At 72.1% G+C, this 26812-nt stretch carries 26 protein-coding genes and 1 pseudogene; 16 read left to right on the top strand and 11 right to left on the bottom strand.

Features of this window, described 5'->3' with window-relative positions; genetic code table 11:
* Positions 1-99: 99 nt before the first annotated feature.
* The 7 genes from rimO to KUM40_RS06575 all read left to right on the top strand — a co-directional run bounded on the left by rimO (position 100) and on the right by KUM40_RS06575 (position 5158).
* The gene (gene rimO / locus KUM40_RS06605; RefSeq protein ID WP_217163835.1) at positions 100-1581 is read left to right on the top strand and encodes a 30S ribosomal protein S12 methylthiotransferase RimO; all 1482 of its coding nucleotides are present in this window, start codon (positions 100-102) and stop codon (positions 1579-1581) included.
* Entirely contained in the window at positions 1578-2456 is an 879-nt protein-coding gene (pgsA, locus tag KUM40_RS06600) for a CDP-diacylglycerol--glycerol-3-phosphate 3-phosphatidyltransferase (RefSeq protein WP_217163833.1), read from the top strand. Before rimO ends, pgsA begins: the two co-directional genes overlap by 4 nt.
* Positions 2453-2998, top strand: coding sequence for a CinA family protein (locus tag KUM40_RS06595; protein ID WP_217163831.1), 546 nt, complete (start codon positions 2453-2455; stop codon positions 2996-2998). Before pgsA ends, KUM40_RS06595 begins: the two co-directional genes overlap by 4 nt.
* A gap of 109 nt (positions 2999-3107) precedes the next feature.
* Positions 3108-3488, top strand: a complete 381-nt coding sequence (locus KUM40_RS06590) for a helix-turn-helix domain-containing protein (protein ID WP_217163829.1) — start codon at positions 3108-3110, stop codon at positions 3486-3488.
* A gap of 203 nt (positions 3489-3691) precedes the next feature.
* The gene (locus KUM40_RS06585; protein ID WP_217163827.1) at positions 3692-4162 is read left to right on the top strand and encodes a Dps family protein; all 471 of its coding nucleotides are present in this window, start codon (positions 3692-3694) and stop codon (positions 4160-4162) included.
* Between the two features lie 6 nt (positions 4163-4168).
* Entirely contained in the window at positions 4169-4555 is a 387-nt protein-coding gene (locus KUM40_RS41055; protein WP_254394668.1) for a hypothetical protein, read from the top strand.
* A gap of 117 nt (positions 4556-4672) precedes the next feature.
* A complete protein-coding gene (locus tag KUM40_RS06575; protein ID WP_217163825.1) occupies positions 4673-5158 on the top strand; it encodes an SRPBCC domain-containing protein in 486 nt (161 codons plus the stop codon).
* Positions 5159-5180: 22 nt separating this feature from the next.
* On the opposite strand, the gene KUM40_RS06570 is transcribed toward KUM40_RS06575, so the two are convergent.
* Together KUM40_RS06570 and KUM40_RS06565 are read right to left on the bottom strand one after the other, a co-directional pair.
* Positions 5181-6020 (bottom strand): DNA-formamidopyrimidine glycosylase family protein, encoded by an 840-nt coding sequence (locus KUM40_RS06570; protein ID WP_217163823.1) that lies wholly within the window; start codon positions 6018-6020, stop codon positions 5181-5183.
* 18 nt (positions 6021-6038) lie between these two features.
* Positions 6039-11012 (bottom strand): ATP-dependent helicase, encoded by a 4974-nt coding sequence (locus KUM40_RS06565; protein ID WP_217163821.1) that lies wholly within the window; start codon positions 11010-11012, stop codon positions 6039-6041.
* Between the two features lie 184 nt (positions 11013-11196).
* On the opposite strand from KUM40_RS06565, the gene KUM40_RS06560 reads away from it, so the two are divergent.
* The 3 genes from KUM40_RS06560 to KUM40_RS06550 are packed head-to-tail and all read left to right on the top strand — an operon-like array spanning position 11197 to position 13147.
* Positions 11197-12063, top strand: a complete 867-nt coding sequence (locus KUM40_RS06560) for an AraC family transcriptional regulator (RefSeq protein WP_217163819.1) — start codon at positions 11197-11199, stop codon at positions 12061-12063.
* Positions 12060-12842: an AzlC family ABC transporter permease gene (locus KUM40_RS06555; RefSeq protein ID WP_217163818.1), complete on the top strand. Its 783-nt coding sequence runs from the start codon at positions 12060-12062 to the stop codon at positions 12840-12842. The genes KUM40_RS06560 and KUM40_RS06555 overlap by 4 nt, the downstream gene beginning before the upstream one ends.
* Positions 12839-13147 carry an AzlD domain-containing protein gene (locus KUM40_RS06550; RefSeq protein ID WP_217163816.1) on the top strand — a complete coding sequence of 103 codons (309 nt, stop codon included), beginning with the start codon at positions 12839-12841 and terminating at the stop codon, positions 13145-13147. The genes KUM40_RS06555 and KUM40_RS06550 overlap by 4 nt, the downstream gene beginning before the upstream one ends.
* 5 nt (positions 13148-13152) lie before the next feature.
* Here the strand turns inward: KUM40_RS06550 and KUM40_RS06545 are convergent.
* Positions 13153-14195 (bottom strand): annotated as a pseudogene (locus tag KUM40_RS06545) (hypothetical protein).
* An 81-nt stretch (positions 14196-14276) separates the two neighbouring features.
* Between KUM40_RS06545 and KUM40_RS06540 the strand changes: the two are divergent.
* From KUM40_RS06540 to KUM40_RS06520, 5 genes are all read left to right on the top strand, one after another.
* Positions 14277-14471, top strand: coding sequence for a DUF3046 domain-containing protein (locus tag KUM40_RS06540; protein WP_217163814.1), 195 nt, complete (start codon positions 14277-14279; stop codon positions 14469-14471).
* A gap of 60 nt (positions 14472-14531) precedes the next feature.
* A complete protein-coding gene (locus KUM40_RS06535) occupies positions 14532-15806 on the top strand; it encodes an AI-2E family transporter (protein WP_217163812.1) in 1275 nt (424 codons plus the stop codon).
* Between the two features lie 352 nt (positions 15807-16158).
* Complete coding sequence (gene recA, locus KUM40_RS06530) at positions 16159-17298, top strand: recombinase RecA (RefSeq protein WP_217163810.1); 1140 nt, start codon at positions 16159-16161, stop codon at positions 17296-17298.
* A 3-nt stretch (positions 17299-17301) separates the two neighbouring features.
* The gene (gene recX / locus KUM40_RS06525) at positions 17302-18117 is read left to right on the top strand and encodes a recombination regulator RecX (protein WP_217163808.1); all 816 of its coding nucleotides are present in this window, start codon (positions 17302-17304) and stop codon (positions 18115-18117) included.
* 270 nt (positions 18118-18387) lie between these two features.
* Positions 18388-19350, top strand: a complete 963-nt coding sequence (locus KUM40_RS06520; protein ID WP_217163806.1) for a sugar ABC transporter substrate-binding protein — start codon at positions 18388-18390, stop codon at positions 19348-19350.
* Here KUM40_RS06520 and KUM40_RS06515 read toward each other — a convergent pair.
* The 8 genes from KUM40_RS06515 to KUM40_RS06485 form a co-directional block, all read right to left on the bottom strand.
* The gene (locus KUM40_RS06515) at positions 19344-19742 is read right to left on the bottom strand and encodes a rhodanese-like domain-containing protein (protein ID WP_217163804.1); all 399 of its coding nucleotides are present in this window, start codon (positions 19740-19742) and stop codon (positions 19344-19346) included. The two genes, KUM40_RS06520 and KUM40_RS06515, sit on opposite strands and share 7 nt — an antisense overlap.
* Positions 19739-20305, bottom strand: coding sequence for a cysteine dioxygenase (locus KUM40_RS06510; RefSeq protein WP_217163802.1), 567 nt, complete (start codon positions 20303-20305; stop codon positions 19739-19741). Before KUM40_RS06510 ends, KUM40_RS06515 begins: the two co-directional genes overlap by 4 nt.
* Before the next feature lie 79 nt (positions 20306-20384).
* Positions 20385-20456, bottom strand: coding sequence for a putative leader peptide (locus KUM40_RS42605; RefSeq protein ID WP_309544753.1), 72 nt, complete (start codon positions 20454-20456; stop codon positions 20385-20387).
* A 147-nt stretch (positions 20457-20603) separates the two neighbouring features.
* On the bottom strand, positions 20604-22229 hold the full coding sequence (locus KUM40_RS06505) for an FAD-dependent monooxygenase (protein ID WP_217163800.1): 1626 nt from the start codon (positions 22227-22229) through the stop codon (positions 20604-20606).
* Positions 22230-22414: 185 nt separating this feature from the next.
* Complete coding sequence (locus KUM40_RS06500) at positions 22415-23302, bottom strand: amino acid ABC transporter permease (protein WP_217163798.1); 888 nt, start codon at positions 23300-23302, stop codon at positions 22415-22417.
* The gene (locus tag KUM40_RS06495; RefSeq protein ID WP_217163796.1) at positions 23299-23967 is read right to left on the bottom strand and encodes an amino acid ABC transporter permease; all 669 of its coding nucleotides are present in this window, start codon (positions 23965-23967) and stop codon (positions 23299-23301) included. Before KUM40_RS06495 ends, KUM40_RS06500 begins: the two co-directional genes overlap by 4 nt.
* A gap of 84 nt (positions 23968-24051) precedes the next feature.
* A complete protein-coding gene (locus tag KUM40_RS06490; RefSeq protein WP_217163794.1) occupies positions 24052-24891 on the bottom strand; it encodes a glutamate ABC transporter substrate-binding protein in 840 nt (279 codons plus the stop codon).
* 147 nt (positions 24892-25038) lie between these two features.
* Complete coding sequence (locus KUM40_RS06485; RefSeq protein ID WP_217163792.1) at positions 25039-25815, bottom strand: amino acid ABC transporter ATP-binding protein; 777 nt, start codon at positions 25813-25815, stop codon at positions 25039-25041.
* A gap of 303 nt (positions 25816-26118) precedes the next feature.
* Here KUM40_RS06485 and KUM40_RS06480 point away from each other — a divergent pair, with 303 nt between their 5' ends.
* A complete protein-coding gene (locus KUM40_RS06480) occupies positions 26119-26805 on the top strand; it encodes a response regulator transcription factor (protein WP_217163790.1) in 687 nt (228 codons plus the stop codon).
* Positions 26806-26812: the final 7 nt, after the last annotated feature.

Here is a 26812-nt window from a genome sequence, read left to right as displayed (position 1 = left end):
TCGGACAAGGGGACACGGGGACGAGTCACCACGGGGTTGGCCGGGATCGGCCAACCCCGTCGACGTGGGCTGTCGGCGGGACGAAGTAGTCTTGAGCCCATGCCTGAAAGCCGTACCGTCGCACTCGTCACCCTTGGCTGCGCCCGTAACGAGGTGGACTCGGAGGAGCTCGCAGGCCGTCTGGAGGCGGACGGCTGGAAGCTCGTCGAGGACGCCGAGAAAGCGGACGTCGCCGTCGTGAACACGTGCGGCTTCGTCGAGGCCGCCAAGAAGGACTCCGTGGACGCCCTCCTTGAGGCCAACGACCTCAAGGGCCACGGAAGAACGCAGGCCGTCGTGGCGGTGGGCTGCATGGCCGAGCGGTACGGCAAGGAGCTGGCCGAGTCCCTCCCCGAGGCCGACGGCGTCCTCGGCTTCGACGACTACGCCGACATCTCCGACCGCCTGCAGACCATCCTGAACGGCGGAATCCACGCCGCCCACACCCCGCGCGACCGGCGCAAGCTGCTGCCCATCAGCCCCGCCGAGCGCCAGGAGGCCGGCGCCTCCGTCGCCCTGCCGGGGCACGGCCCGGCCGACCTCCCCGAGGGCGTCGCCCCGTCCTCCGGGCCCCGCGCGCCCCTGCGCCGTCGCCTGGACGGCTCCCCGGTCGCCTCGGTGAAGCTGGCCTCCGGCTGCGACCGGCGCTGCTCCTTCTGCGCCATCCCGTCCTTCCGCGGCTCCTTCATCTCGCGCCGCCCGAGCGACGTGCTGAACGAGACGCGGTGGCTGGCCGGGCAGGGCGTCAAGGAGATCATGCTGGTCTCCGAGAACAACACCTCCTACGGCAAGGACCTCGGCGACATCCGCCTGCTGGAGTCGCTGCTGCCGAACCTCGCCGACGTCGACGGCATCGAGCGCGTGCGCGTCAGCTACCTCCAGCCGGCCGAGATGCGCCCGGGTCTCATCGACGTGCTCACCTCCACCCCCAAGGTCGTGCCCTACTTCGACCTGTCCTTCCAGCACTCCGCCCCGAACGTGCTGCGCGCGATGCGCCGCTTCGGCGACACCGACCGCTTCCTGGAGCTCCTCGACACCATCCGGAGCAAGGCCCCCGAGGCGGGCGTGCGCTCCAACTTCATCGTGGGCTTCCCCGGCGAGTCCGAGTCCGACCTCGCCGAGCTGGAGCGGTTCCTGAACCACGCGCGGCTGGACGCCATCGGCGTCTTCGGCTACTCCGACGAGGAGGGCACCGAAGCGGCGACCTACGGCGACAAGCTGGACGAGGACGTCGTCGCCGACCGGCTGGCACGTGTATCCCGCCTGGCCGAGGAACTCGTCTCGCAGCGGGCCGATGAGCGCGTGGGCGCGACCGTCCGGGTGCTCGTCGAGTCCGTGGAGTCCGCCGACGAGGGGGACGGCGTCCGCGGCCGCGCGGAGCATCAGGCGCCGGAGACGGACGGCCAGGTGCTGCTCACGAGCGGCGAAGGCCTGAGTGTCGGTCGTATGGTCGACGCGAAGGTGGTCGGTACCGAGGGTGTCGACCTGGTGGCCGAACCGCTGCCGGGTTCGCCCGAGTGGAGTGAGGAGGCCGGCAGATGACCGGAGTCCCGGCGTCCGCGGCGGGCGGCTCCTCCAGTGCGCGCAGGACCGGCCCGCGTGGAGCCCCGGGCGCGGCGCACGAACCGGCCGAGCGCGCGATTCCGGGGGGTGCCGTGGAACGGGGTCCGACGGAGCGGGGCAGGGCGGGACGAGGCTCGACGGAACGGGGCGGGAAAGGGCGGGGCGGAACGGGGCGGGGCGGCGCGGAACGGGGTGGCACGGAACGGGGTGCGACCGAGGGCGGTGCCGCCGGGCGCGGAGGCAAGATCACGGCCGCCGCCGTCAACCAGGCGAGTGTCTGGAACGTCGCGAACCTCCTGACGATGCTCCGGCTGCTCCTCGTGCCGGCCTTCGTCGCGCTGATGCTCGGCAACGGCGGGTACGACCCGGCCTGGCGGTCGTTCGCCTGGGCCTCCTTCGCCGTCGCCATGATCACCGATCTCTTCGACGGGCACCTGGCGCGCACCTACAACCTCGTCACCGACTTCGGGAAGATCGCCGACCCCATCGCCGACAAGGCGATCATGGGCGCGGCGCTCATCTGCCTCTCCGCGCTCGGCGACCTGCCGTGGTGGGTCACGGCCGTCATCCTCGGCCGGGAACTCGGGATCACCGTGCTGCGTTTCGTGGTCATCCGGTACGGCGTCATCCCCGCCAGCCGCGGCGGCAAGCTCAAGACCCTCACCCAGGGCATCGCCGTCGGGATGTACGTCCTGGCGCTGACGGGGCCGCTGGCGACCCTGAGGTTCTGGGTGATGGCTGCGGCGGTCGTCCTGACCGTGGTGACCGGGCTGGACTATGTGAAGCAGGCCATTGTGCTGCGCCGCCAGGGAATCGCCGAGCGCAAGGCGGCGTTGAAGGGGACGGAAGCTTGAGTTCCACCGCCACCGACGTGGTGCGACTACTCACGGTCAAGGGCCAGACCCTCGCGGTCGCCGAGTCACTGACCGGTGGAATGGTGGCGTCCGCGCTCACGGCGGTCCCCGGGGCCTCCAAGGCCTTCCGGGGTTCCGTCACCGCCTACGCGACGGAACTGAAGCAGGAACTGCTCGGCGTCGACGCCACCCTCCTCGCGACCCGGGGAGCGGTGGACCCGCAGGTCGCCGCCCAGATGGCGGCAGGAGTGCGCGTGGCGCTCGGCGCCGACTGGGGCATCGCGACGACGGGCGTCGCCGGCCCGGACCCGCAGGACGGGCAGCCCGTGGGAACGGTCTTCGTGGCCGTGGACGGGCCCTTCGGGACCGACGAGGGTTGCGCCCCTGGCGGAAAAGTGGAGGCGCTGCGGTTGAACGGCGACCGCGCGGAAATTCGTATGGAGAGTGTACGGAGCGTACTCGCACTCCTTTTGAGGGAGCTTGCGGGCGAACAGACCGGGAATGAGCGGGCACAGGATACGGAACGGAACGGGGGGTTTTGATGTTTGCAGCCCTGAGTGAACACGACATCGCTCCCCGCACGGCCGCGGCGCGAGGCGGTACGGTGGGGCGTGAAGGATGCGGTTACACGGTCCGAGGAGGGAGCCACCGATGATTCTGCTCCGTCGCCTGCTGGGTGACGTGCTGCGTCGGCAGCGCCAGCGCCAGGGCCGTACTCTGCGCGAAGTCTCCTCGTCCGCCCGAGTCTCGCTCGGCTATCTCTCCGAGGTGGAGCGGGGGCAGAAGGAGGCTTCTTCCGAACTGCTCTCCGCCATCTGCGACGCGCTGGACGTACGGATGTCCGAGCTCATGCGGGAAGTGAGCGACGAACTTGCCCTCGCCGAGCTGGCCAGGTCGGCTGCGGCAACGCCCAGCGAGACCGTTCCGGCACCGGTGCGCCCGATGCTGGGTTCCGTCTCGGTGGCCGGTGTGCCACCGGAACGGGTGACCATCAAGGCGCCCGCCGAGGCAGTGGACGTCGTCGCCGCCTGAGTGCCCGAGAACGTGTGCGTGTGAGACCCCGGCCGGGGTCCCTCCGGGAGACCGGAGAGACGTGGTCGGGGTTTTCGCATGTCCGGCACGGGCGCCTGCGCGTCCGTGAGCGCCGCCGGCGGTGCGTCCGTCGGTTTGCCGGTCCGTGCGGGTGCGGTCATCGTGGAGGGAGATGGCCGGGGGGCGAACCGACGGAGGTGTGGATGTACGTCGTGAAGAGCCCGTTGTCCGACGCGGACCTGAAAACCGTTTCCGAGGCGCTCCAGGGCGGCCTCGTCGACCTGGTGGACCTGGCCCTGGTGGCGAAGCAGATCCACTGGAACGTGGTCGGCCCGCGCTTCCGCTCCGTACACCTCCAGCTCGACGAACTCGTGGGCACCGCCCGCACGCACTCGGACACCGTGGCGGAGCGTGCCTCGGCGCTCGGGGTGTCCCCGGACGGCCGTGCCGCGACGGTGGCCGTCGGCAGTGGCATCGACGTGACCCCCGAAGGCTGGGTCGACGACAACACCGCCGTACAGACGATCGTGGACGCGCTGGGCGCGGTGATCGGGCGGATGCGCGAGCGGATCACGGCGACCGGGGACCCCGATCCCGTGAGCCAGGACATCTTCATCCAGATCACGGCCGACCTCGAGAAGCAGCATTGGATGTTCCAGGCCGAAAACGGATGACGCGGCATGGCTTCGGCGCGGGCGGCTCGCCGGGCGGCCGCGCTGGGCCTCGGCGTGCTGTGGTGGTGGGCCGTGCTGCGTCTGGTGCTGGCGCCCGGCGCCGGTGTGCTCGAAGGGACGGTCGCGGTCGGCGGCTGGGGGCTGAGCGTGCTGCCGGTGCACTGTGTGCCACGGCGCAGTGCCGCGGGCGCGCTGGGGGCGGGCCGTTGGCGGCGGGCCCTGCGGGCGGCGGTGGATGCCCCTGGGCCGACCCCTGGGCGTGGCCCCCGTCGCCCCGGGGAGGACGCTGCGGCGGGTCCGTACGGCCTGGACGGCCCAGACGGCCCGGACGGCCCGGACGGCTCGGACGGCCCGGACGGCCCGGACGGACTGTGGACGGGGAACGGATCGTGAGCGCGCTGTGTGCCCGCGACGCCGCTTGACCACCAGCCCGGCCCGCTCCAGTACCGCGACGTGTTTGCGCACCGCGGCGAAGCTCACCGGGCAGGCCTCGACGGAAGGACAGAGCTGATGAGCGTCACCGCCTTGGACAAGGATCCCGACAACCTGACCCTCACGCTGATCGCCGACTTCTCCGCCCCCGTGGAACGGGTGTGGAAACTGTGGTCCGACCCCCGGCTGCTGGAGCGCTGGTGGGGACCGCCGGCCTACCCGGCGACGGTGGAGGAGCACGATCTGACGCCGGGTGGGGACGTCACCTACTTCATGACCGGTCCGGAGGGTGACAAGTTCCGCGGCTGGTGGCGGGTGGCCACCGTCGACGCACCGAGGTCGCTGGAGTTCACCGACGGGTTCGCCGACGCTGAAGGGGTGCCCAACGCCGCCATGCCGACGACCACGAACCGCGTGACGCTCACGGAGCGCGACGGCGGCACCCGCATGGAGATGCGGGCGGTCTTCGACACCCGGGAGCAGATGGATCAGCTCACGACGATGGGTATGGAGGACGGGCTGCGGGAGGCGGCCGGCCAGATGGACGTCCTCCTCGCCGGCTGATCCACCGCCGAGCCCGGCCGGGTCACGCTCTCCCGCGCCGTGGTCCGCCACCTGCCGGGCGGCCCGGCCGCGGCGCGGGGCCGCGCTGGCAGGCGGGGCACCAGTACGTGGGGCGCTCACGGGAGCCGTCGCCCTGGTCGGCGACGCGCACCGACGTGCCGCAGCGCAGGCAGGGACGGGGCGCCCGGCCGTACACGAACAGGTCCTGGCCGCGCACGCCCGTCGTACGGCGGACCGGGCGGTCGCGGTTGGCCTCCAGGAGCTTCTTCGCGAGGATCGGCAGCTTTGCGGCCCGGTCGGCGGGCAGTTCGCCGACCGCGAGCCACGGTGTGACGCCGAGCAGGAAGCAGAGCTCACTCTTGTAGACGTTGCCGATACCGGCGAGATTGCGCTGGTCGAGCAGTGCCTCGCCGAGTGGGCGTGCCGGGTCCGCGCGCAGGTTGGCGAGGGCCTGCTCGGCGTCCCAGTCCGGGCCCAGCAGGTCCGGGCCGAGATGGCCGACGGCGCGCTCGTCGTCGGCGGTGCGCAGCAGCTCCACCACGGGGAGGCGGTAGCCGACGGCCGTGCGGTCGGCTGTGGCGAGGATCACCCGGATCTGGTGCGCCGGACCTCCGCTCCAGCGCTGACCGGCCGCGAAGACCCTCCAGGAACCGTCCATCCGCAGATGCGTGTGCAGCGTCAGCCCGCCCTCGACGTGCGTGAGCAGGTGCTTGCCTCGCGGGGTGACGTCCAGGACGGTGCGCCCGGTGAGGTCGACCGTGGCGTACCGGGGGACGCGGAAGTCGCTGCGGGTCAGCACCTTGCCCGCGAGGGCGTCGTGCAGCCGCCGCGCCACCTGCCGGACCGTGTCTCCTTCGGGCACGGGTCAAGGGTGACAGGATCACGCCCTGATGCGCAGACCACGCGGGGTGGCGATGAACCCCGCCTCCTCCAGGACCGGGCCGAAGGGGGACGTCAGGGCCGCGGCGCCGTTGACCCGCTCCACCGTGACCGTGCCGAGGGAACCGGCGCGAGCGGCCTCCGCGAGCGCCTCCGTGGCGGCTCGCAGACGTACGTCGTCCGTGGGCGGCGCGTCGGGGTCGGCGGGCCACAGCAGGAGTGTCTTGCCGCCGCGCTCCATGTAGAGCGCCGGTTCGCCCTCGACGAGCACCATCAGGGAGCCCGCCTTGCGGCCGGGTTTGTGCGTGGCACCGGCCGGCGGCTCGGGCCAGGCGAGGGCCGCGCCGTACGCGTTCGCCGGATCGGCGGCCGCCAGGACGACGGCCCGCGGTCCGACGGGACGGCCGCGACGGCCGGGGAATCCGGTGTCGTACGGGCCGCGCGGGCCACCGAAGCCGCCCCCGCCCTGCACACCGCCCCCGCGCGGCCCCCCGGCGCCCGGCTCGGCATAGTCGCGTGGCGAGATGTAGTCGCCCCGGGAGGGCGAACGGCCCAGGTGGTCGGGGTCGGCGAAGACGTCGTCGAACGGGCCCGGGCCGCCGGAGCCCGCCGTACCGCCGGAGCCCGCCGGACCGCCGGACGGGAAGTCGTCGAAGGGCGAGTCGGAGCCGGTGGACGCGGGGAGGTTCTCCGAGGCGCCGGTGGACCGCGCCTGCCGGGGTGGGCCGTCACCGCCCTCGCGGGCGCCCGCCACCGCGCGCAACCGGTCCACGGCGCCCTCCATGGCGAACTGCGCCGCGCCGAGCCCCTCCACGACATAGCCGCGCCGGGCCTGCCCGCTCTCCTCGAACGCGGCCAGGATTCGGTACACCGCCGAGAAGCCGCCCTCGACGCCCTCCGCGGCGACGGCGCCACGGGTCACCACGCCGTGCCGGTCGAGGAGCGTGCGGGCCAGGGCATGGGCACGCACCGTCCCGTCGGCCTCGCGGGCCGGAAGCAGCGACCAGCGGCCCGCGACCGTCGGCGGACCGGTGCGGGACACCGGGCGGGCGGCGGCCGTCAGCGAGCCGTACCGCCCCCTGGGCACCGCGCGCTTGGCACGGTGGGCGGTGGAGCCCGCGGTGCGGCCGGAGCCCAGCAGGGAGCGCAGGGGCGCGAGCGTGTCGTTCGTCAGCCGTCCGGACCAGGCCAGGTCCCACAGGGCGTCGGCGAGCTGCGGATCGGTGGCGTCCGGGTGGGTGGTGGCGCGGACCTGGTCGGCGATCTGCCGGAAGAACAGGCCGTACCCGCCCGAGAGGGTGGTCAGCACGGACTCGTGCAGGGCGGTCGTCTCCAGCGGATGCGGGGGCGGCAGGAGCAGCGGGGCCGCGTCCGCCAGGTAGAGGGAGACCCAGCCGTCCTTGCCGGGCAGAGAACCCGCTCCCGCCCACACCACCTCACCGGCGGCCGTCAGCTCGTCCAGCATCGCGGGGCTGTAGTGCGCCACCCGGGAGGGCAGGACCAGCTTCTCGAGGGCGGACGCGGGCACGGAGGCGCCCTGCAACTGCTCGACCGCGCGCACCAGCCCGTCGACACCGCGCAGCGTGTGCCCCTTGCCGATGTGCTGCCACTGGGGGAGGAACTGGCCGAGCGCGGCCGGCGGCACCGGCTCCAGCTCGTGCCGGAGCGCGGCCAGGGAACGGCGTCGCAGCCTGCGCAGTACGGTCGCGTCGCACCACTCCTGGCCGATGCCGGCCGGATGGAACTCGCCCTGCACGACCCGCCCCGTCCCGGCGAGCCGCTGCAGGGCGCCCTCGGTGACGGCCACGCCCAGACCGAAGCGGGCCGCCGCGGTGACCGACGTGAAAGGGCCGTGGGTGCGGGCGTGGCGGGCGAGGAGGTCGCCGAGGGGGTCCTTGACCGGCTCGGTGAAGGCCTCGGGCACACCGACGGGCAGCGCCGTGCCCAGCGCGTCGCGCAGCCGGCCCGCGTCCTCGATCGCCGCCCAGTGCTCGGCCCCGGCGACACGCACCCTGATCGCGCGGCGGGCCGCGGCCAGCTCCGGCGCCCACTGCGGCTCGGCGCCCCGCTCGGCCAGCTCGGCGTCGGTCAGCGGACCGAGCATCCGCAGCAGGTCCGCGACGCCCTCGGGGTCCTTGATCCGGCGGTCCTCGGTGAGCCACCGCAGCTCGCGCTCCAGCTCGGTGAGCACCTCCGCGTCGAGCAGCTCGCGCAGCTCCGCCTGGCCGAGCAGCTCGGCCAGCAGCCGCGAGTCCAGCGACAGGGCGGCGGCCCGCCGCTCGGCGAGCGGCGAGTCGCCCTCGTACAGGAACTGGGCGACGTAACCGAAGAGCAGGGAGCGGGCGAACGGGGACGGCTCCGCGGTGGTGACCTCGACCAGGCGCACCTTGCGGCCCTCCACGTCGCCCATCAGCTCGACCAGGCCGGGTACGTCGAAGACGTCCTGGAGGCACTCGCGGACGGCCTCCAGGACGATGGGGAACGAGCCGTACTCGCTCGCCACCTCCAGCAGTTGCGCGGCGCGCTGACGCTGCTGCCAGAGCGGGGTCCGCCTGCCGGGGCTGCGGCGCGGCAGCAGCAGCGCGCGGGCGGCGCACTCGCGGAAGCGGGACGCGAACAGGGCCGAGCCGCCCACCTGGTCGGTGACGACCCGGTCGACCTCGCCCTTGTCGAAGACGACGTCGGCCGCACCGACGGGCGCCTGCTCGGCGTCGTACTCCAGCCCCGGCTTCGCGGGGTCCTGGTCGAGGAAGTCCAGGCTCATCAGGTCGGCGTCCGGCAGGCGCAGCACGATGCCGTCGTCGGCGTGCATGACCTGGGCGTCCATGCCGCACCGCTCGGACAGGCGGGCGGCGAGGGCGAGCGCCCAGGGGGCGTGGACCTGGGCGCCGAAGGGGGAGTGGACGACGACCCGCCAGTCGCCCAGCTCGTCCCGGAAGCGCTCGACGACGATGGTGCGGTCGTCCGGGACGTGGCCGCAGGCCTCGCGCTGCTCGTCGAGGTACGACAGCACGTTGTCCGCGGCCCAGGCGTCCAGGCCCGCGGTGACCAGGCGCAGCCGGGCGTCCTCCTTGGAGAGGGAACCGACCTCGCGGAGGAAGGCGCCCAGCGCACGGCCCAGCTCCAGGGGGCGTCCCAACTGGTCGCCCTTCCAGAACGGCAGTCTTCCCGGCACACCCGGCGCGGGCGAGACAAGGACCCGGTCGCGCGTGATGTCCTCGATCCGCCAGGAGCTGGTGCCGAGCGTGAAGACGTCGCCCACCCGGGACTCGTACACCATCTCCTCGTCCAGCTCGCCGACCCGGCCGCCGCCCTTCTTCGGGTCGGCGCCGGCGAGGAACACCCCGAAGAGCCCGCGGTCGGGGATCGTGCCCCCGGACGTGACGGCGAGGCGCTGCGCACCCGGTCGGCCGGTGACCGTGCCGGCCACCCGGTCCCACACCACACGCGGGCGCAGCTCGGCGAAGGCGTCGGACGGATAGCGGCCCGCGAGCATGTCCAGGACGGCCGTGAAGGCCGACTCCGGGAGCGAGGCGAAGGGGGCGGCGCGGCGGACGGTGGCGAGGAGGTCGTCGACCTGCCAGGTGTCCAGCGCGGTCATCGCCACGAGCTGCTGGGCCAGGACGTCCAGGGGATTGGCCGGGACCCTGAGCGCCTCGATGGCGCCGCTGCGCATCCGCTCGGTGACCACGGCCGCCTGCACCAGGTCGCCGCGGTACTTGGGGAAGACCACGCCCGTGGAGACCGCGCCGACCTGATGGCCCGCGCGGCCGACGCGCTGGAGGCCGGAGGCGACGGAGGGCGGTGACTCGACCTGGACGACCAGGTCGACGGCGCCCATGTCGATGCCCAGCTCCAGGCTGGAGGTGGCCACCACGGCGGGCAGGCGGCCCGCTTTGAGGTCCTCCTCGACCAGGGCGCGCTGCTCCTTGGAGACCGAGCCGTGGTGGGCGCGGGCGATCACGGGCGGGGCGCCCTGGGCGGCGCCCGAGCCGCCCATCAGCTCGGCGGGGGAGTGGTGCTCGTCCAGGGGCTCGCCGGTGGCCCGCTCGTACGCGATCTCGTTGAGCCGGTTGCACAGGCGCTCGGCCAGACGCCGGGAGTTGGCGAAGACGATTGTGGACCGGTGCGACTGGACGAGGTCGGTGATCCGCTCCTCGACGTGCGGCCAGATCGACGGGCGCTCCGCGCCCTCGTTGCCGTCCGCGACCGGGGAGCCGCCCAGCTCGGCCAGGTCCTCGACCGGGACGACGACGGACAGGTCGAACTCCTTGCCCGAGTCCGGCTGGACGATCTCGACCTTTCCGCGCGGGGCGAGGAACCGGGCGACCTCGTCCACCGGGCGGACCGTCGCCGACAGCCCGATGCGACGGGCCGGCTTCGGCAGCAGCTCGTCCAGCCGCTCCAGGGTCAGCGCGAGATGGGCGCCGCGCTTGGTCCCCGCGACCGCGTGCACCTCGTCCAGGATCACCGTCTCGATGCCGGTCAGCGCGTCGCGCGTGGCCGACGTCAGCATCAGGAACAGGGATTCCGGCGTGGTGATCAGGATGTCCGGCGGCCGCGTGGACAGGGCGCGGCGCTCGGCGGGCGGGGTGTCGCCGGAGCGGATGCCGACCTTGACCTCGGGCTCGGGCAGGCCGAGGCGCACGGACTCCTGGCGGATGCCGGTCAGCGGGCTGCGGAGATTGCGCTCGACGTCGACGGCCAGGGCCTTGAGCGGGGAGACGTACAGGACGCGGCAGCGTTTTTTGGGGTCGGCGGGCGGGGGCGTCGAGGTCAGTTGGTCCAGGGCGGCGAGGAAGGCGGCCAGCGTCTTGCCGGAGCCGGTGGGGGCGACCACCAGCACGTCCGAGCCCTCCGAGATGGCCTGCCACGCGCCGGCCTGGGCGGAGGTGGGCGCGGAGAAGGCCCCCGTGAACCAGCCGCGGGTCGCGGGGGAGAAGCCGTCCAGGGCTCGGTGTGCGGAGCTGACCATGGATCCATCGTGCACCCGGGCACTGACAATCGGCCCGAGCCGGCTCCGGCCGGGCGCTGAGCCGGACGGTCGAGCCGGGGGGCGCCGAGCCGGGGCGCCGAGCCGGGCGGTCGGACCGGCCCGGGCGGTCGGACCGGGCCGGGCCGCGGCAGTGGGCGGAGGGCGGCTGACGGAGAATGGGGGCATGGCGGGATCGGACGAGCGGGCACGGCACTGGCGGTACGAGGAGCTGCCCGACGTCGACCTGCTGCGCGCCCAGTACGTCCGGAAGACCTTCGTACGCCACACGCACGAGCACTTCGTCATCGCCGCCATCGCCGACGGCGTCGAGGTCTTCCACCACGGCGGGAGCGATCAGTACGCCGGGGCGGGATCGCTCGCCCTGGTCAACCCGGACACCCCGCACACGGGGCGGGCCGGCGTCCCGGAGGGATGGCGGTACGGAGCCGTCTATCCGGCGCCCGAGCTGGTGGCCCGGATCGCCGCGGAGACGACGTCGCTGCGCGGGACGCCCGGGTTCGTCCGTCCGGTGCTCGACGACCCCTACACCGTCGAACTGGTGCACCGCGTGCTGCGGGCCGCCGACGACGGGAACGCGCTCGCCGCCGACACCCTGCTGCGGGTGGCCGTGACCCGGCTGCTGCGGCTGAACGGCGGCCCGCTGCCACGACGTCAGGTGCGCACCGCCGGGGCCCGGACGGCGACACGCGCGCGTGCCGTGCTGGAGGAGCGGATGGCCGACCCGCCGAGCCTGGAGCGGCTCGCCGGGGAGCTCGGGAGCAGTCCGTTCGCGCTGCTGCGGGCCTTCCGGGACGCCTACGGGATGCCGCCCCACACCTGGCTGACGGACGCCCGGGTGCGTCGGGCGCGGGGGCTGCTGGACACCGGCACGTCACCGGCCGAGGCCGCCGTCGCCGTGGGGTTCACCGACCAGCCGCACCTGAACCGGCACTTCGCGCGGATCGTGGGCGTGCCGCCCGGCGCCTACCAGCGGGAGCGCAAGAACGTACAAGACGCGCGGCCCAGACTGCTCCTACCGTTCGAGGCGTGACAGAACAGACAGCCCTTCCCGACGCTCCCGACGCGGGCGCCGCCGACGGCAAGCCGGACGCCGCCGTCGTACGGGACGCCCTCGGAGTCGGAGTCGCCGTCGGACTGTCCGGGTTCGCCTTCGGCGTGACCTCGGCCGGCAGCGGACTCACCCTGGCCCAGACCTGCGCGCTCAGCCTCCTGGTGTTCACCGGGGCGTCCCAGTTCGCGCTCGTCGGGGCGCTGGCGGCCGGCGGCAACCCGCTCACCGCGGCGGCCGGGGCCTTCTTCCTGGGCGTGCGCAACGCCTTCTACGGGCTGCGGCTGTCGCAGTTGCTGGCCCTCCCGCGCGCGGTGCGGCCGTTCGCCGCGCAGTGGGTCATCGACGAGACGACGGCGGTGGCCCTCGCGCAGCCCACGCGGCGCAGTGTCCGGATCGGGTTCACCGTCACCGGACTCACCCTGTACGTCCTGTGGAACCTCACCACACTGCTCGGCGCGCTGGGCGCGGAGGCCATCGGGGACACCGACGCGTGGGGGCTCGACGCGGCCGGCCCCGCCGTCTTCCTCGCGCTGCTCGCGCCCATGCTGAAGACCACCGCCGAGCGCACGGTGGCCGCCCTGGCCGTCCTCCTGGGCCTCGGCCTGCTGCCTGTGCTGCCCGCCGGCGTGCCCGTCCTGGTGGCAGCGCTGGCGGCACCGCTCGTCCTGTGGGCGCGCGGACGCCGCGCGGGCGGTGCCGAGGACGGTGCGGACCACGCGGGCTCCGCGGGGCAGTCCGCGGGGGAGGGAGAGCGTTGAGCGTCTGGATCGCCATCGGCGCGACCGCGGTGGGCTGCTACGCCGTCAAGCTCCTCGGGCTGCTGGTGCCCGCGGGCACCCTGGAACGGCCCCTGGTCCGGCGGCTCGCCGCACTCCTGCCCGTCGCCCTCCTCGCCGCGCTCACCGCCCAGCAGACCTTCGCCGACGGGCAGGCGCTCGTGCTGGACGCACGGGCCGCGGGAGTCGCCGCGGCCGCCGTGGCGCTGCTGCTGCGCGCCCCGTTCCTGCTCGTCGTCGCGGCGGCCGTGCTGGTCACCGCGGGCGTACGGGCCATGGGCGGCTGAACCGGTCAGCCGAGGGAGCGTCCGTACGCCCGGAGCGTGCGCAGGGCATCGAGTGTCACCCCGGGGCGCGCCTCCAGCGCCGTGGCAGGCGCCCGGCGGCGCCGGCGGACGGGCCAGCCCCCGTCGTCCTCCTGCTCCGCGGCGAGGAAGTCCAGGGAGCGGACCATCTCGTCGTCCGTGAACCACGCGCGCGCGAGCGCGGGCTTCTCGCGTAGTCGTGCGGGAAGTGGTGCTCGCCCGGTGCGTAGCCGGGGGAGACCGGGTACGCGTCGAGATCGTCCGGGTCCAGCACCGCGAGGCGCCGCTCGCGCACCAGGCGTCCCAGCCGGTCGGCCGCGGCCTCCGCGCGCGGCCGGTCGGGGGCGGTGTCCAGGAAGGCCACGGCGGCCTCGACCTCGTACGGATGCGAGGTCCCCAGCGACTCGACCGCCTGCCAGCAGAAGTCCGTGGCGCGAAACAGCCAGGCGTGCCAGACCTCGTTGCGGTGCAGCAGGCCGACCACCGGGCCGGTGGCGAGCAACTCGCCCTGAGAGTCGTCCACGACCGGCGCGAAGGGTGCGGCCGGCGCGAAGGGTGCGGCCGGATACCCGGGCAGGCTCGGACGGATCGCCGGCAGGGCACCGTCCGAGGTGGACACGGAGGTCAGATAGCGGCACACCCGCTCTACCCGCTGCCCGCCGCAGCGCCCGACGGCGTCCAGGACGCGCAGGGCACGCGCGGTGTGCGGCGGCAGGCTGACCGGGCCGCGCAGATCGGGCTCCAGCGCGTGGCCGTACCCGCCGTCCTCGTTGCGGTAGGCGTCCAGCGCGGTCTCCACCGGCTCCGGGTCCCCGCCGCGGAAGTGGTACGCGAAGAGACGCTGCTCCAGCACGCGCGCGGTGAGCCAGACGAAGTGCTCCGCGCGCGCGAGCGGTGAGCACGCGTCGGAGGAGCGAGGGGCCGGGGGGCGTGGGGTCGGGGGAAGTGCGGTCTGGGGGAGCGGGGGCGGGGGAAGCGGGGTCTGGGAGAGCGGGGTCGGGGGGAGTGGGGAAGCTCCGGTTTCGGCCATGGGACAGACCGTAGGCCGGGAAGCGGCACCGGCAGGTGGTCCCGGCTCAGGGCCCACTCTCAGGGGCGGGATACTGGGGGCATGCGGTTGACGGTCTTCTGGGAGCGGATGACGGATCACTTCGGTCCGGGGTACGCCGACACCTTCGCGCGCGATCACGTGATGGCGGAGCTGGGCGGGCGTACGGTGCACGAGGCGTTGGACGCCGGCTGGGACGCCAAGGACGTGTGGCGGGCGGTCTGCACCGTCATGAACGTGCCGCGGGAGCAGCGGTGACGGTCCACGAAGATCACCGGACGGGGCTCTGCCCGTGGCGGCGTGGGCGAGACTTGGCCCGTGGCATCCACTGACGAGACCGGGCAGGCCGCCCGGCACGCATCCCCGACAGGCACCATGCCGCCCGGCGAACCCCCGGCTGACGGCGCCGCCGCCGGGCCGGGCGCCCGCATGCCGCGCTGGCTGCCGCGCGCCATGGTGCTGGCCCTGGCGCTCATCGCCGCCTTCCAGCTCGGGAGCTGGGCCTTCCACCAGCTCACCGGGCTGCTGATCAACGTTCTCATCGCGTTCTTCCTGGCCCTGGCCATCGAGCCCGCGGTGAGCTGGATGGCCGGGCGCGGCATGCGCCGGGGGTTTGCCACCTTCCTCGTCTTCCTCGCCGTGCTGATCGCCGCCGCGGGATTCGTCACCCTGCTCGGCTCGATGCTCGCGGGCCAGATCGTCAAGATGGTCGAGGACTTCCCGGAGTACCTCGACTCCGTCATCAACTGGGTCAACGGCCACTTCCACACCGAGCTGAGACGGGTCGACATCCAGGAGGGCCTGCTCCGCTCCGACTGGCTGCGCAACTACGTGCAGAACAGCGCGACCGGCGTCCTGGACGTGTCGGCCCAGGTCCTCGGCGGCCTCTTCCAACTGCTGACGGTCCTGCTGTTCTCGTTCTACTTCGCCGCCGACGGCCCCCGGCTGCGGCGCGGGCTCTGCTCCGTCCTGCCGCCCGCTCGCCAGGCCGAGGTCCTGCGCGCGTTGGAGATCGCCGTGGACAAGACCGGCGGCTACCTGTACTCACGCGGGCTGATGGCGCTGATCTCCGGCGTCGCCCACTACATCCTCCTGGAAGTACTGGAGGTGCCGTACGCCCCCGCGCTCGCCGTATGGGTCGGCCTGGTGTCGCAGTTCATCCCCACCATCGGCACCTATCTCGCGGGCGCCCTGCCCATGCTGATCGCCTTCACGGTCAACCCCTGGTACGCGCTGTGGGTGCTGATCTTTGTGGTGATCTACCAGCAGTTCGAGAACTACGTGCTTCAGCCCAAGCTGACGTCCAAGACCGTGGACATCCACCCCGCGGTCGCCTTCGGCTCGGTCATCGCGGGCACCGCCCTGCTCGGCGCCGTCGGCGCGCTGATCGCCATCCCGGCGATCGCCACGCTTCAGGCGTTCCTCGGGGCGTACGTCAAGCGCTACGACGTCACGGACGATCCGCGCGTTCACGGGCACCGGAACCGCCCGTCGGGACCGGCCGGCGCCACCCGCATACGCGCTCTGTGGGCCCGCCGGCCGGAACCCGGCCGCCCCGATACGGGGAGAACCGGAGACGGCGGCGCCTCCTGAGGCCGGTTCAGTACGTGAGAGCGGCCCACACGCGGCGCCGGTGATCGCGATGGGCGTCACCTCGAAGGCCGGCCCGGACGTCACGGTTTCCGCCAGGACACCGGTCCGTCCCACGGTCCGCCGGGCCGGCGGACGTACTCTCGGAAGTGCCGTGTGGTGCGCTTGACACGAAAATCGAACATCCATTCTTATGGAGGTTCCGGCAGGGCTCGTGACGGGTGATTCGAGTGGGTTCGGGGGGAGAAGCGCCCGAGTTGTCCACAGGCCGGACCCGCATCGGGGCCCATTGTCAGTGGCAGGCATTAGCGTCTTTGACGTGAAGCGATCGAATCAAGCAAACCGGGTGGAACCCATGGCAGGAACCGACCGCGAGAAGGCCCTCGACGCCGCGCTCGCACAGATTGAACGGCAATTCGGCAAGGGCGCGGTCATGCGCATGGGCGACCGGGTCAACGAGCCCATCGAGGTCATCCCGACCGGGTCGACCGCGCTCGACGTGGCCCTCGGCGTCGGAGGCATCCCGCGTGGCCGTGTCGTGGAGGTATACGGCCCAGAGTCCTCGGGCAAGACGACCCTGACCCTGCACGCCGTGGCGAACGCGCAGAAGGCCGGCGGCCAGGTCGCCTTCGTGGACGCCGAGCACGCCCTCGACCCCGAGTACGCGAAGAAGCTCGGTGTCGACATCGACAACCTGATCCTGTCCCAGCCGGACAACGGCGAGCAGGCCCTGGAGATCGTGGACATGCTGGTCCGCTCCGGCGCCCTCGACCTCATCGTCATCGACTCCGTCGCCGCACTCGTCCCGCGCGCGGAGATCGAGGGCGAGATGGGCGACAGCCACGTCGGTCTGCAGGCCCGCCTGATGAGCCAGGCCCTGCGGAAGATCACCAGCGCGCTGAACCAGTCCAAGACCACCGCGATCTTCATCAACCAGCTCCGCGAGAAGATCGGTGTGATGTTCGGCTCCCCGGAGACCACGACCGGTGGCCGGGCGCTGAAGTTCTACGCCTCGGTGCGGCTCGACATCCGGCGCATCGAGACGCTGAAGGACGGCACCGACGCGGTCGGAAACCGCACCCGCGTCAAGGTCGTCAAGAACAAGGTCGCGCCGCCGTTCAAGCAGGCCGAGTTCGACATCCTCTACGGCCACGGCATCAGCCGCGAGGGCGGCCTGATCGACATGGGCGTGGAGAACGGCTTCGTCCGCAAGGCCGGCGCCTGGTACACGTACGAGGGCGACCAGCTCGGCCAGGGCAAGGAGAACGCGCGCAACTTCCTCAAGGACAACCCCGACCTGGCCAACGAGATCGAGAGGAAGATCAAGGAGAAGCTGGGCGTCGGAGTGCGTCCCGAGGAGCCGGCCACCGAGCCGGGCGCGGACACCGCCGTCTCCGCCGCCGACGCAGCACCGGCGGTTCCCGCCCCCGCCACCACCCCCGCTCCCGCGACCGCCAAGGCCACCAAGTCCAAGGCCGCGGCAGCCAAGAGCTGACCCGTGACACGACGAACCGACTGGGCCGAGTACGCGGGCGGCTCCGCCGGGACGGGCGACGACGCGTACGGGGCGGCTGCGGCCCCGTACCGGATGGACCCGTACCAGCCGGGCCCGTCCGCCGTAGGCTCCCGCGACGGTGACGGCGGCGATACGCGTCACGGTGACGGCGAGGCGCGCCGCGGAGGCAGAGGCGGCGGCGGATGGGGCCGTGGCACGGGCGGCGCGCGCGGTCGCAGGCGGCGCGAGCGTACGGAGCCGTCCACCGAGGACGGAGGTGCCACTTCCTCGTCGAGGGCCGAGAAGGGGGAGCCTCCGCGGGACCCGGTCGAGCAGGCACGGGCGATCTGCCTGCGCCTGCTCACCGGGACCCCGCGCACCCGCAGCCAACTGGCCGACGCCCTGCGCAAGCGGGAGATCCCCGACGAGGCCGCCGAGGAGGTGCTGTCCAGGTTCGAGGAGGTCGGCCTGATCAACGACAGTGCCTTCGCGGAAGCCTGGGTGGAATCACGGCACCACGGCCGCGGGCTGGCCAGACGTGCCCTCGCCAGAGAGCTGCGGACCAAGGGCGTCGACGCCACGCTCATCGACGCGGCGGTGTCCCGACTGGACTCCGAGCAGGAGGAGGAGACCGCGCGCGAGCTGGTCGCCCGGAAGCTGCGCGCCACCCGGGGCCTCGACCGCGACAAGAGGCTGCGCCGCCTCGCGGGCATGCTGGCCCGCAAGGGCTACCCCGAGGGCATGGCCCTGCGGGTGGTCCGCCGGGCGCTGGAGGAGGAGGGCGAGGACACGGAGTACCTCGGCGACGAGGGCTTCTGACCCGACGTCACGTCGGCCGGGCCACGCGACGGAAGACGCCCGGACCGGCGCATACGGCGCGATACCGCGCCCGCCCCGAGAGGCGGGGGCCGCGCAGGATTACCTTGCGCTCCCGGAAGGGTGAACAGCCTCCGTACGGCTGTACCGTCTGCGCCGTCGCGTGACCGCACGAGTCGCGGCCACCGCGCGCGTACGCCGGCCCTGGAACGCCGGCGGTGAACGGACCCGCACGGACGCTCCTCCCGCATGCCCCCGAAAGGCGGCCCAGCCATGCCCACGCCCGCGCGCCGCCGAAGAGCCACGCACGTTCTGCTCCTCGGCGCCGGCCTGCTTCTGAGCGGCTGCGGCCTCTACCCGGCCGACTCCGGTTCCGCGGACGACGACCCGCTGACCCTCGGGTTCGTCAACGGCGGCGACAGCCAGTTCCACACCTGCCTCCAGCGGTCCGTGGAGATCGCCGCCAAGAACAACTTCGCGAGGCTGGTCACCGCCAACTCGAAGCAGGATCCCGCGACCGAGCTGGCCAACATCGAGGACATGATCGCGCGCGAGGTCGACGCGATCATCCTGCAGACCGTCGACACCGACGCCCTGAAGCGCGACATCGAGAAGGCCGGCAAGGCGGACATCCCCGTCTTCCTGACCTCTGTGAGCGCCGACCCGGACGACATCCTGGGCGCGGTGGTCGTCGACCTCGAGGCCGTCGGGCGGCTGGACGCCCAGTGGGTCGCCGACGACGCCGCGGACCGGGACGTGGAGGTGGCTGTCATCGCGGGGGCGCCGGGCGCCGCCTCCGACCTGCTCGTCGGCGGCTTCACCGAGGCCCTGCCCGCCAACGCCGAGGTGGTCGCCAACCAGCCGGGCATGTTCGATGCCGACACAGCCGGAAAGGTCGCCGGCACCATGGCCCGGGCCCACCCCGACCTGGGCTACGCCTTCGTCGCCAACGAGCAGATGGCCTTCGCCGCCCGAGAGGCCTTCGACGCGGCCGGTGCCGACCAGGTCAGGATCGTGACGGTCAACGGAACCGACGAGGCCCTCGCCGCGCTGAAGGACGGACGCTTCTCCGCGACCGTGTCCAACTCGGCCGGAAACACCGGCGAACTGGCCGTCCGCAACACCATCGCCCTGTTGCGCGACAGGAAGACGGAGAAGATCGACCACACCCCGATCCGCCTGGTCACCAAGGGCAACGCGGACACGGCACCGCTGTACTGCCCCGCCGACTACTGATCCGGTGCGGCCACCGGCAGACCCGCCGCCCGCCAGGCCTGGAAGCCACCGATCAGATCGGTGGCCCGGTGCAGACCCAGACGGTGCAGGGACTCCGCCGCCAGGGTGGAGGCGTAACCCTCGTCGCACACCACGACGACCCGCACGTCATGGCTCGTGGCCTCGGGGAGACGGTGGCTGCCCCGCGGATCCAGACGCCACTCCAGCTCGTTGCGTTCGACCACCAGGGCGCCGGGAATCACACCGTCCCGCTCACGCAGAGCGGCGTAACGGATGTCGACCAGCAGCGCCGTGCCGGCCTCGGCGGCGTCGTACGCCTCGCCCGGTGCTGTCCGCCGGTATCCGCCGCGCACCCGCTCCAGCAGGGCGTCGATCCCGGTCGGCTCGCTCACTGCCAGTCCTGCGGGCGCTCGACCTGCTCCAGGCGCAGGGTCTGCCCGCTGCGGCTGTAGCGGCGGATCTGCGGCAGGGGCGGGTGGTAGGCGTGCACGGACACCGCGTGCCGGTCGGACGACTCGTTGAGGACCTCGTGCACATGGTGCCGGCCGAAGGCGCGCCCCTTGCCGACGCTCAGCCGGCGTTCACGGTCCACACCGTCGCTGAGTTCCAGGGTCTTCCAGCCGTCGGTGGGCAGGCGGGCGGCGAGCGCGTTCTCCTTGAGTTCGCCCGCGGCGGTCACGAAGGCGCCCACAGAGTCGGTGTGGTCGTGCCAGCCGGTGCCCGTGCCCGGCGGCCAGCCGATCAGCCAGGCCTCGCTGCCGCCCGGTCCGGCCAGCCGCACCCAGGTGCGGCCCTCGGGGTCGAGCGGCAGGGAGGCGATCAGTTCGGCGTCGGCGGCCGCACGCCGTACGAAGTCGAGGAGTTCGGCCTGCGTCGGTCCGGCCGCAGCCGCAGCCGCGGACGAGGAGGAGGCCGGGGAGACAGGGACAGGGGAGGCTGGGGAGGAAACAGACACGGGTACCGTCCTGGGAGTTTCGCGAGGGAGTGCGCGGCGACACGTCGCAGTGGCGTGCGCGAAGGAGAATGAGGCGAATTCAGCAGGACGGACGACACACGCAGCCCGCATAGCGGACGAGGTCCATATGGACCCTCCGCCACAGGCGCACACAGGTGTCGGTCACGGTCCGGAGTAGACCATGGCGGTGTCGGCCGGTCAACTCGCTGTCACCATGCGGACAGCGAGCGCGCGCAGGGAAACGCCGCCGGTGGCCGGAAGCCACGCCACCGGCGAACGTACGGTCGAAACGGCCCGCTCAACGGGACCCGGCCGTAGCTCCCGCACCCTCCTCGGCCTCCGCCGCCACCGAGGCCTTCGCCCCACCCAGCGCGCTCTCCGCGGCCGCGTAGAGGTCGGCCGGGCGTACCCCGTTCAGTGCCGTGACCAGGTGACCGTCGGGGCGTACCAGCAGCACCGTGTGCGCCGCGGCACCCGGATAGCTCTCGGCGACCAGCAACTCGGCGTGGTGGGGCAGCGCCGTCACCGCCGCCGCCAGCCGGGGCATGATTCCGGCCGTCACCCAGTGCTTGCGGTCCCACACCCCCGTGCCCGGCGCGATCAGCACGACCAGCAGCGCCCCGCGCCCGAGCCGGTCGCTCAGCGCCACGAAGGTGCCGTCCTCCGCCGTGACCCGCACATCGGTGACGAGCGCCCCGGGCGGTGTGCCGACGGACACCTCCCCGGCGAGGTCCTCGGGCGCGAGGGGCGAGTCGGCGTACGTGCCCGGCGCGCCCAGTGCTCCGCGCCCCAGGTGACCGTCGGCCAGCAGCGCGTCGTTGCCGCGGGCCGAGCCGGGGACGTAGGAACGCAGTCCACCGCCCCCGCGCAGCAGCGGGAGCAGTTGGTCGGCGGCGCGCAGCCGCGCGGCGATCGCCGCGCGCCGCTCCTCCTGGTAGCTGTCGAGCAGCGCCTCGCGAGGGCCGCTGTGCCAGGCCAGGGCCAGTTTCCAGGCGAGGTTGTCGGCGTCCGTCAGCCCCTCCTCAAGGCCCTGCGTGCCCAGCGCACCCAGCAGGTGCGCCGCGTCCCCGGCGAGCAGCACGCGACCCACCCGCCAGCGCCGGGCGAGGCGGTGGTGGACCGTGTGCACGCCGGTGTCGAGGAGTTCGTACGCCGGGGTCGAACCGTCCGCCGCCCATCCGGTGAGGGTCTCGCGGACCCGGTTCACCAGGAGTTCCGGCGTGACCAGGTCCTTGCCGGGCGGCAGCAGCCAGTCAAGGCGCCACACGCCGTCCGGCAGCGGACGGCCGACGATCTCGCCGGCCGACGGGCCGGTCGTCCGCCACGACGGCATCCGGTGGAGCAACGCCTCGTCGGCCCACGGGAGTTCGGCGCGCAGTGCGGCTACGGCGTATCGTTCCACCGCCGTACGGCCGGGGAAGCGGATGTCCTGGAGCTTGCGGACGGTCGAGCGAGGACCGTCGCAGCCGACCAGGTAACTGCCGCGCCACCAGGTCCCGGCCGGGCCGCGGGTGTGGGCCGTGACGCCCGACGTCTCCTGCTCGATGCCGTCCAGGCGGCTGTCCACCGCGACCTTGACGAGCGACTCACGGGCGAGTGCCCTGCGCAGGACACCGGTCAGCTCGTGCTGGGCGATGTGCAGGGGCGCCGGGTCGGCGTCGCCGAATTCGACCTCGCGCATCACCTGCTTGCGCCGCATCGACCGCCATCCGGCCCAACGCGTACCCAGCCCCGTCAACGGTGTGCCGGTCAGCCGCTCGACGAGCGCGACGGCGCCCTCGCGCAGAACAGCGGTGCGTGCGGGACGCGGCTCGTCCTTCCCCGGCCCCTCGTCGAGGACGACACAGGGCACCTCCTGCCGCGCCAGCGCCAGGGCGAGCGTGAGCCCGACGGGCCCCGCTCCGGTGATGATCACCGGGTCCACGGTGCGGCGCCCCCTGCCCGTGGCGGTGTCCCGGGGGACGTGGGTGAACAGGACGTTTGAGCAGGGTGCACGGTCACAGAACGTATGCAACCTATTGCCGCTGCTTGCGTCAAGTGACGGAGGCCGTGGCGATCATGCCACGGCCTCCGTTGATGGTCATACGAGGTGACTGAGTGTCAGGAGTGCTAGATCTTGCCGCCGGCTCCGGCCTCGGCGGTCTCCACGTCGTCCGCCTTGAGTACCGCACCGCTCGACTTCTTGGCCCGCCGCAACCTGCGCTCCAGCCAGCTCGCGAAGCTCGTGAGGGCGAAGTTGAGAGCGATGTAGATGACGGCCACAACGGTGAAACTGGCGATCGTGTTGGCGCCGTAGTACGCACTCATCGTGTTGGCGGAGGCGAGCAGTTCGGGGAAGGTCAGGACCGCGCCACCGAGGGCGGTGTCCTTAAGGATCACCACGAGCTGACTGACGATGGCCGGCAGCATCGCGGTGACCGCCTGCGGCAGCAGGATGAGCCGCATGACCTGGCCCTTGCGCAGACCGATCGCCATCGCGCCCTCGCCCTGGCCCTTGGGCAGCGCCAGGATGCCGGACCGGACGATCTCCGCGAGCACCGAGGCGTTGTACAGCACCAGGCCCGTGACGACCGCGTACAGCGGACGGTCGTCCGAGCTGACGTTCGTGTACTCGGAGAACAGGGCGAGACCGAAGATCATCAGGACCAGCACGGGGATGGACCGGAAGAACTCGACCAGGACGGAGGCCGGGACACGGACCCAGACGTGGTCCGACAGCCGGGCGATACCCAGGACGGCACCGAGCGGCAGCGCGATGACCACCGCGAGAGCCGCCGCCTTCAGCGTGTTCTGCAGGCCCGGCCAGATGTACGTCGACCAGGGCTCGCTGCTGGTGAAGAACATCTCCCACTTGACCCAGTCGAGCTGGCCCTTGTCGGAGAGCGTGCCGATGACCCACCACAGCACGGCCGCGAACGCGGCGAAGAAGACGACGGTGAACAGGATGTTGCGCCGCTTGGCACGGGGGCCCTGGGCGTCGTAGAGAACGGAGCTCATCGCTTCACCGCCACCTTCTTGCCCACCCAGCCGAGGAGCAGGCCGGTCGGCAGCGTCAGAACCACGAACACGAGGGCGATGATCGACGAGATCAGCAGCAGTTGTGCCTCGTTCTCGATCATCTCCTTCATCAGCAGCGCCGTCTCGGCGACACCGATGGCGGCGGCCACCGTCGTGTTCTTGATGAGCGCGATCAGAACGTTCGCGAGGGGGACGACGGAGGACCGGAACGCCTGGGGGAGCACCACGTGCCGCAGCACCTGGCTGAAGCTGAGTCCGATCGCACGGGCCGCCTCCGCCTGCCCGACCGGCACCGTGTTGATGCCGGAACGCAGCGCCTCGCATACGAAGGCCGAGGTGTAGAGGATCAGACCGAGGACGGCGAGCCGGAAGTTGATCGCCTCGAAGTCGCCCTCGGCGCCGAGCGTGATGCGCAGCGTCTGGTTCAGACCCAGCGACGCGAACAGGATGATCACCGTCAGCGGGATGTTCCGCACGATGTTCACGTACGCGGTCCCGAAGCCGCGCATCAACGGCACCGGGCCGACCCGCATGGCGGCGAGTATGGTGCCCCAGATCAGGGAGCCGACGGCCGACAGCACAGCGAGCTGCACTGTCGTCCAGAAGGCTCCCAACAGGTCGTATTTGTCAAGAAAGTCGAACACGATCTCCCGCGCTTCCGCGTGTAGGAACGCCCGCCCCGGTGCGCCGCCCCTGCATTGGGGCGGCGCTCCCTGTCAGGCCCGGCCTCAGCTCTTGACGTCGCCGATCTTCGGCGCCGGCTCGTTCTTGTAGTTGGCCGGGCCGAAGTTGTCCTTCACGGCCTTGTCCCAGGCGCCGTCGGAGACCATGGCCTCAAGGGCGTCGTTGATCTTGGCCTTGAGGTCGCTGCCCTTCTTGACGCCGATGCCGTAGTTCTCGTTGGTCATCTTGAAGCCGCCCAGCTTGAACTTGCCCTTGAACTGCTCCTGGGAGGCGTAACCGGCGAGGATCGAGTCGTCCGTGGTCAGCGCGTCGATGGCGCCGTTCTGGAGACCGGTGAGGCAGGCGGAGTACGTCGGGTAGTTCTGGAGCTGGGCCTTGGGCGCCAGGTCCTTCTTGACGTTCTGCGCCGAGGTCGAACCCGTGACCGAGCAGAGCTTCGCGTCGTTCAGGTCCTCCGGCGACTTGATCTTGTCGTCGTCTGCGCGGACCAGCACGTCCTGGTGGGCGAGCAGGTAGGGGCCGGCGAAGTCGACCTTCTCGGACCGCTCGGGGGTGATCGAGTAGGTGGCGGCGATGAAGTCGACGTCGCCGCGCTGCAGCATGGTCTCGCGGTCGGCGCTCTTCGACTCCTTCCACTCGATCTGGTCCTCGGTGTAGCCGAGCTTCTTGGCGACGTACGTGGCGACGTCCACGTCGAAGCCCTCGTAGCCGTCCGGGGTCTTCTGGCCGAGGCCGGGCTGGTCGAACTTGATGCCGATGGTGACCTTCTTGTCGTCGCCGCCGGAGGAGCCGCTGTCGCCCCCGTCGTCGGAACCGCACGCGGTGGCGGTCAGGGCGAGGGCGAAGACGGCGGCCGAGGCGGCGGTGACCTTGCGGAGCTTCATGGTGAACATCCTTTGGCTGTGATCGAGCTGAGATCGAGCTGCGATCGGACGATCAGAGGATCGGGCGATCAGACGATCGGATGCGGCCCTCGCGAGGGGCCGCCGGGGCGGCCGGCCGACGCGGGACGTCGGAGCCGCTCCGGAGTCTCAGTGGTGCAGGATCTTCGACAGGAAGTCCTTGGCACGGTCGCTGCGCGGATTGCTGAAGAACTGGTCCGGCGTGGCCTCTTCGACGATGCGGCCGTCCGCCATGAACACCACACGGTTGGCCGCCGAGCGGGCGAAGCCCATCTCGTGCGTGACCACGACCATGGTCATGCCGTCCTGCGCGAGCTGCTTCATCACCTCGAGCACCTCGTTGATCATCTCGGGGTCGAGAGCCGACGTCGGCTCGTCGAAGAGCATGACCTTCGGGTCCATGGCCAGCGCCCGCGCGATGGCGACGCGCTGCTGCTGACCGCCGGAGAGCTGCGCGGGGTACTTGTCCGCCTGGGCGCTCACCCCGACCCGGTCGAGCAGGGCGCGGGCCTTCTCCTCGGCCTTCTTGGCGTCGACCTTGCGGACCTTGACCTGGCCCAGGGTCACGTTCTCGAGCACCGTCTTGTGCGCGAAGAGGTTGAAGGACTGGAAGACCATGCCGACGTCGGCCCGCAGCCTGGCCAGCTCCTTGCCCTCGGCGGGCAGCGGCTTGCCGTCAATCGTGATCGAGCCGTCGTCGATGGTCTCCAGACGGTTGACGGTGCGGCACAGAGTGGACTTGCCGGACCCGGAGGGTCCGATGACCACGACGACTTCGCCGCGGGTGATCGTCAGGTCAATGTCCTGGAGCACGTGCAACGCGCCGAAGTGCTTGTTGACACTCTTCAGGACGACCAGTTCGCCGGTCGCAGCCTTGTCTTCCTTGGCCACCGATACTTCGGTCATCGCTCTCGGGCTCCGTCCTGCTGGGTTTCGCAGGACATTAGTGACCCGGGACACGTCGCGTCTCTACATCTGAGCGAGATCTGAGCATCACGATCCGATAGCAATCGGACACGAGTCGTAGCACTTGTGAGCTGGGCGCATATCGGCCGGATAACTTCGAGCGGCCGCAACCGGAACGCTCTTGACGCCGTCCCCCTCCATCGGCGTCACTGCACAGGACGCACGCGCGCGTGCCTGACTTTCCGCCCGTCCCGTTTTTCTACCCGTCCCGGGCGTACGGCCGATGAACCGAAGGGAGCCCGGATGAGACTGCTGCTCGTCGAGGACGACAACCACGTGGCCGCCGCCCTGTCCGCGATCCTGGCACGGCACGGCTTCGACGTCACCCACGCGCGCAGCGGCGAGGAGGCGCTCCAGGCGCTGGTCCCCGAGGTCGACGGCTTCGGCGTCGTCCTGCTCGACCTGGGCCTGCCCGACCAGGACGGCTACGAGGTCTGCGGCAAGATCCGCAAGCGCACCAGCACCCCGGTCATCATGGTCACCGCCCGCGCCGACGTCCGCTCCCGCATCCACGGCCTCCACCTCGGTGCCGACGACTACGTGGTCAAGCCGTACGACACCGGGGAGCTGCTCGCCCGGATCCACGCCGTCAGCCGGCGCACCGCCCACGAGGACGCCACGGGTTCCACCGAGACCGTGGTGCGTCTCGGCGCGGTGCGGATCGAGCTGCCGACACGCCAGGTGAGCGTGGACGGTTCGGTTGTCCAACTGACCCGCAAGGAGTTCGATCTGCTCGCCCTGCTCGCCCAGCGCCCCGGCGTGGTCTTCCGGCGCGAGCAGATCATCAGCGAGGTCTGGCGCACGAGCTGGGAGGGGACCGGGCGCACCCTGGAGGTGCACGTCGCTTCCCTGCGCTCCAAGCTGCACATGCCCGCGCTGATCGAGACCGTGCGCGGCGTGGGCTACCGCCTAGTCGCCCCCACCGCGTAGCGGGCCC

Origin of the sequence: Streptomyces sp. AC512_CC834, from assembly GCF_019049325.1 — a bacterium.
In the GTDB taxonomy this organism is placed as follows: Bacteria; Actinomycetota; Actinomycetes; order Streptomycetales; family Streptomycetaceae; genus Streptomyces.
Note: the sequence above shows the minus strand (reverse complement) of the source record. Positions and strands in the feature narration are given on the sequence as shown.

Bases quoted from the DNA above. Each gene is read 5' to 3' on its own strand.
- KUM40_RS06560 (WP_217163819.1), top strand. From the start codon at position 11,197: ATGGCGGGATCGGACGAGCGGGCACGGCACTGGCGGTACGAGGAGCTG.
- KUM40_RS06480 (WP_217163790.1), top strand. From the start codon at position 26,119: ATGAGACTGCTGCTCGTCGAGGACGACAACCACGTGGCCGCCGCCCTG.
- pgsA (WP_217163833.1), top strand. From the start codon at position 1,578: ATGACCGGAGTCCCGGCGTCCGCGGCGGGCGGCTCCTCCAGTGCGCGC.
- KUM40_RS06500 (WP_217163798.1), bottom strand. From the start codon at position 23,302: ATGAGCTCCGTTCTCTACGACGCCCAGGGCCCCCGTGCCAAGCGGCGC.
- KUM40_RS06565 (WP_217163821.1), bottom strand. From the start codon at position 11,012: ATGGTCAGCTCCGCACACCGAGCCCTGGACGGCTTCTCCCCCGCGACC.
- KUM40_RS06575 (WP_217163825.1), top strand. From the start codon at position 4,673: ATGAGCGTCACCGCCTTGGACAAGGATCCCGACAACCTGACCCTCACG.
- KUM40_RS06485 (WP_217163792.1), bottom strand. From the start codon at position 25,815: ATGACCGAAGTATCGGTGGCCAAGGAAGACAAGGCTGCGACCGGCGAA.
- recA (WP_217163810.1), top strand. From the start codon at position 16,159: ATGGCAGGAACCGACCGCGAGAAGGCCCTCGACGCCGCGCTCGCACAG.
- KUM40_RS41055 (WP_254394668.1), top strand. From the start codon at position 4,169: ATGGCTTCGGCGCGGGCGGCTCGCCGGGCGGCCGCGCTGGGCCTCGGC.
- KUM40_RS06590 (WP_217163829.1), top strand. From the start codon at position 3,108: ATGATTCTGCTCCGTCGCCTGCTGGGTGACGTGCTGCGTCGGCAGCGC.
- KUM40_RS06520 (WP_217163806.1), top strand. From the start codon at position 18,388: ATGCCCACGCCCGCGCGCCGCCGAAGAGCCACGCACGTTCTGCTCCTC.
- rimO (WP_217163835.1), top strand. From the start codon at position 100: ATGCCTGAAAGCCGTACCGTCGCACTCGTCACCCTTGGCTGCGCCCGT.
- KUM40_RS06490 (WP_217163794.1), bottom strand. From the start codon at position 24,891: ATGAAGCTCCGCAAGGTCACCGCCGCCTCGGCCGCCGTCTTCGCCCTC.
- KUM40_RS06540 (WP_217163814.1), top strand. From the start codon at position 14,277: ATGCGGTTGACGGTCTTCTGGGAGCGGATGACGGATCACTTCGGTCCG.
- KUM40_RS06585 (WP_217163827.1), top strand. From the start codon at position 3,692: ATGTACGTCGTGAAGAGCCCGTTGTCCGACGCGGACCTGAAAACCGTT.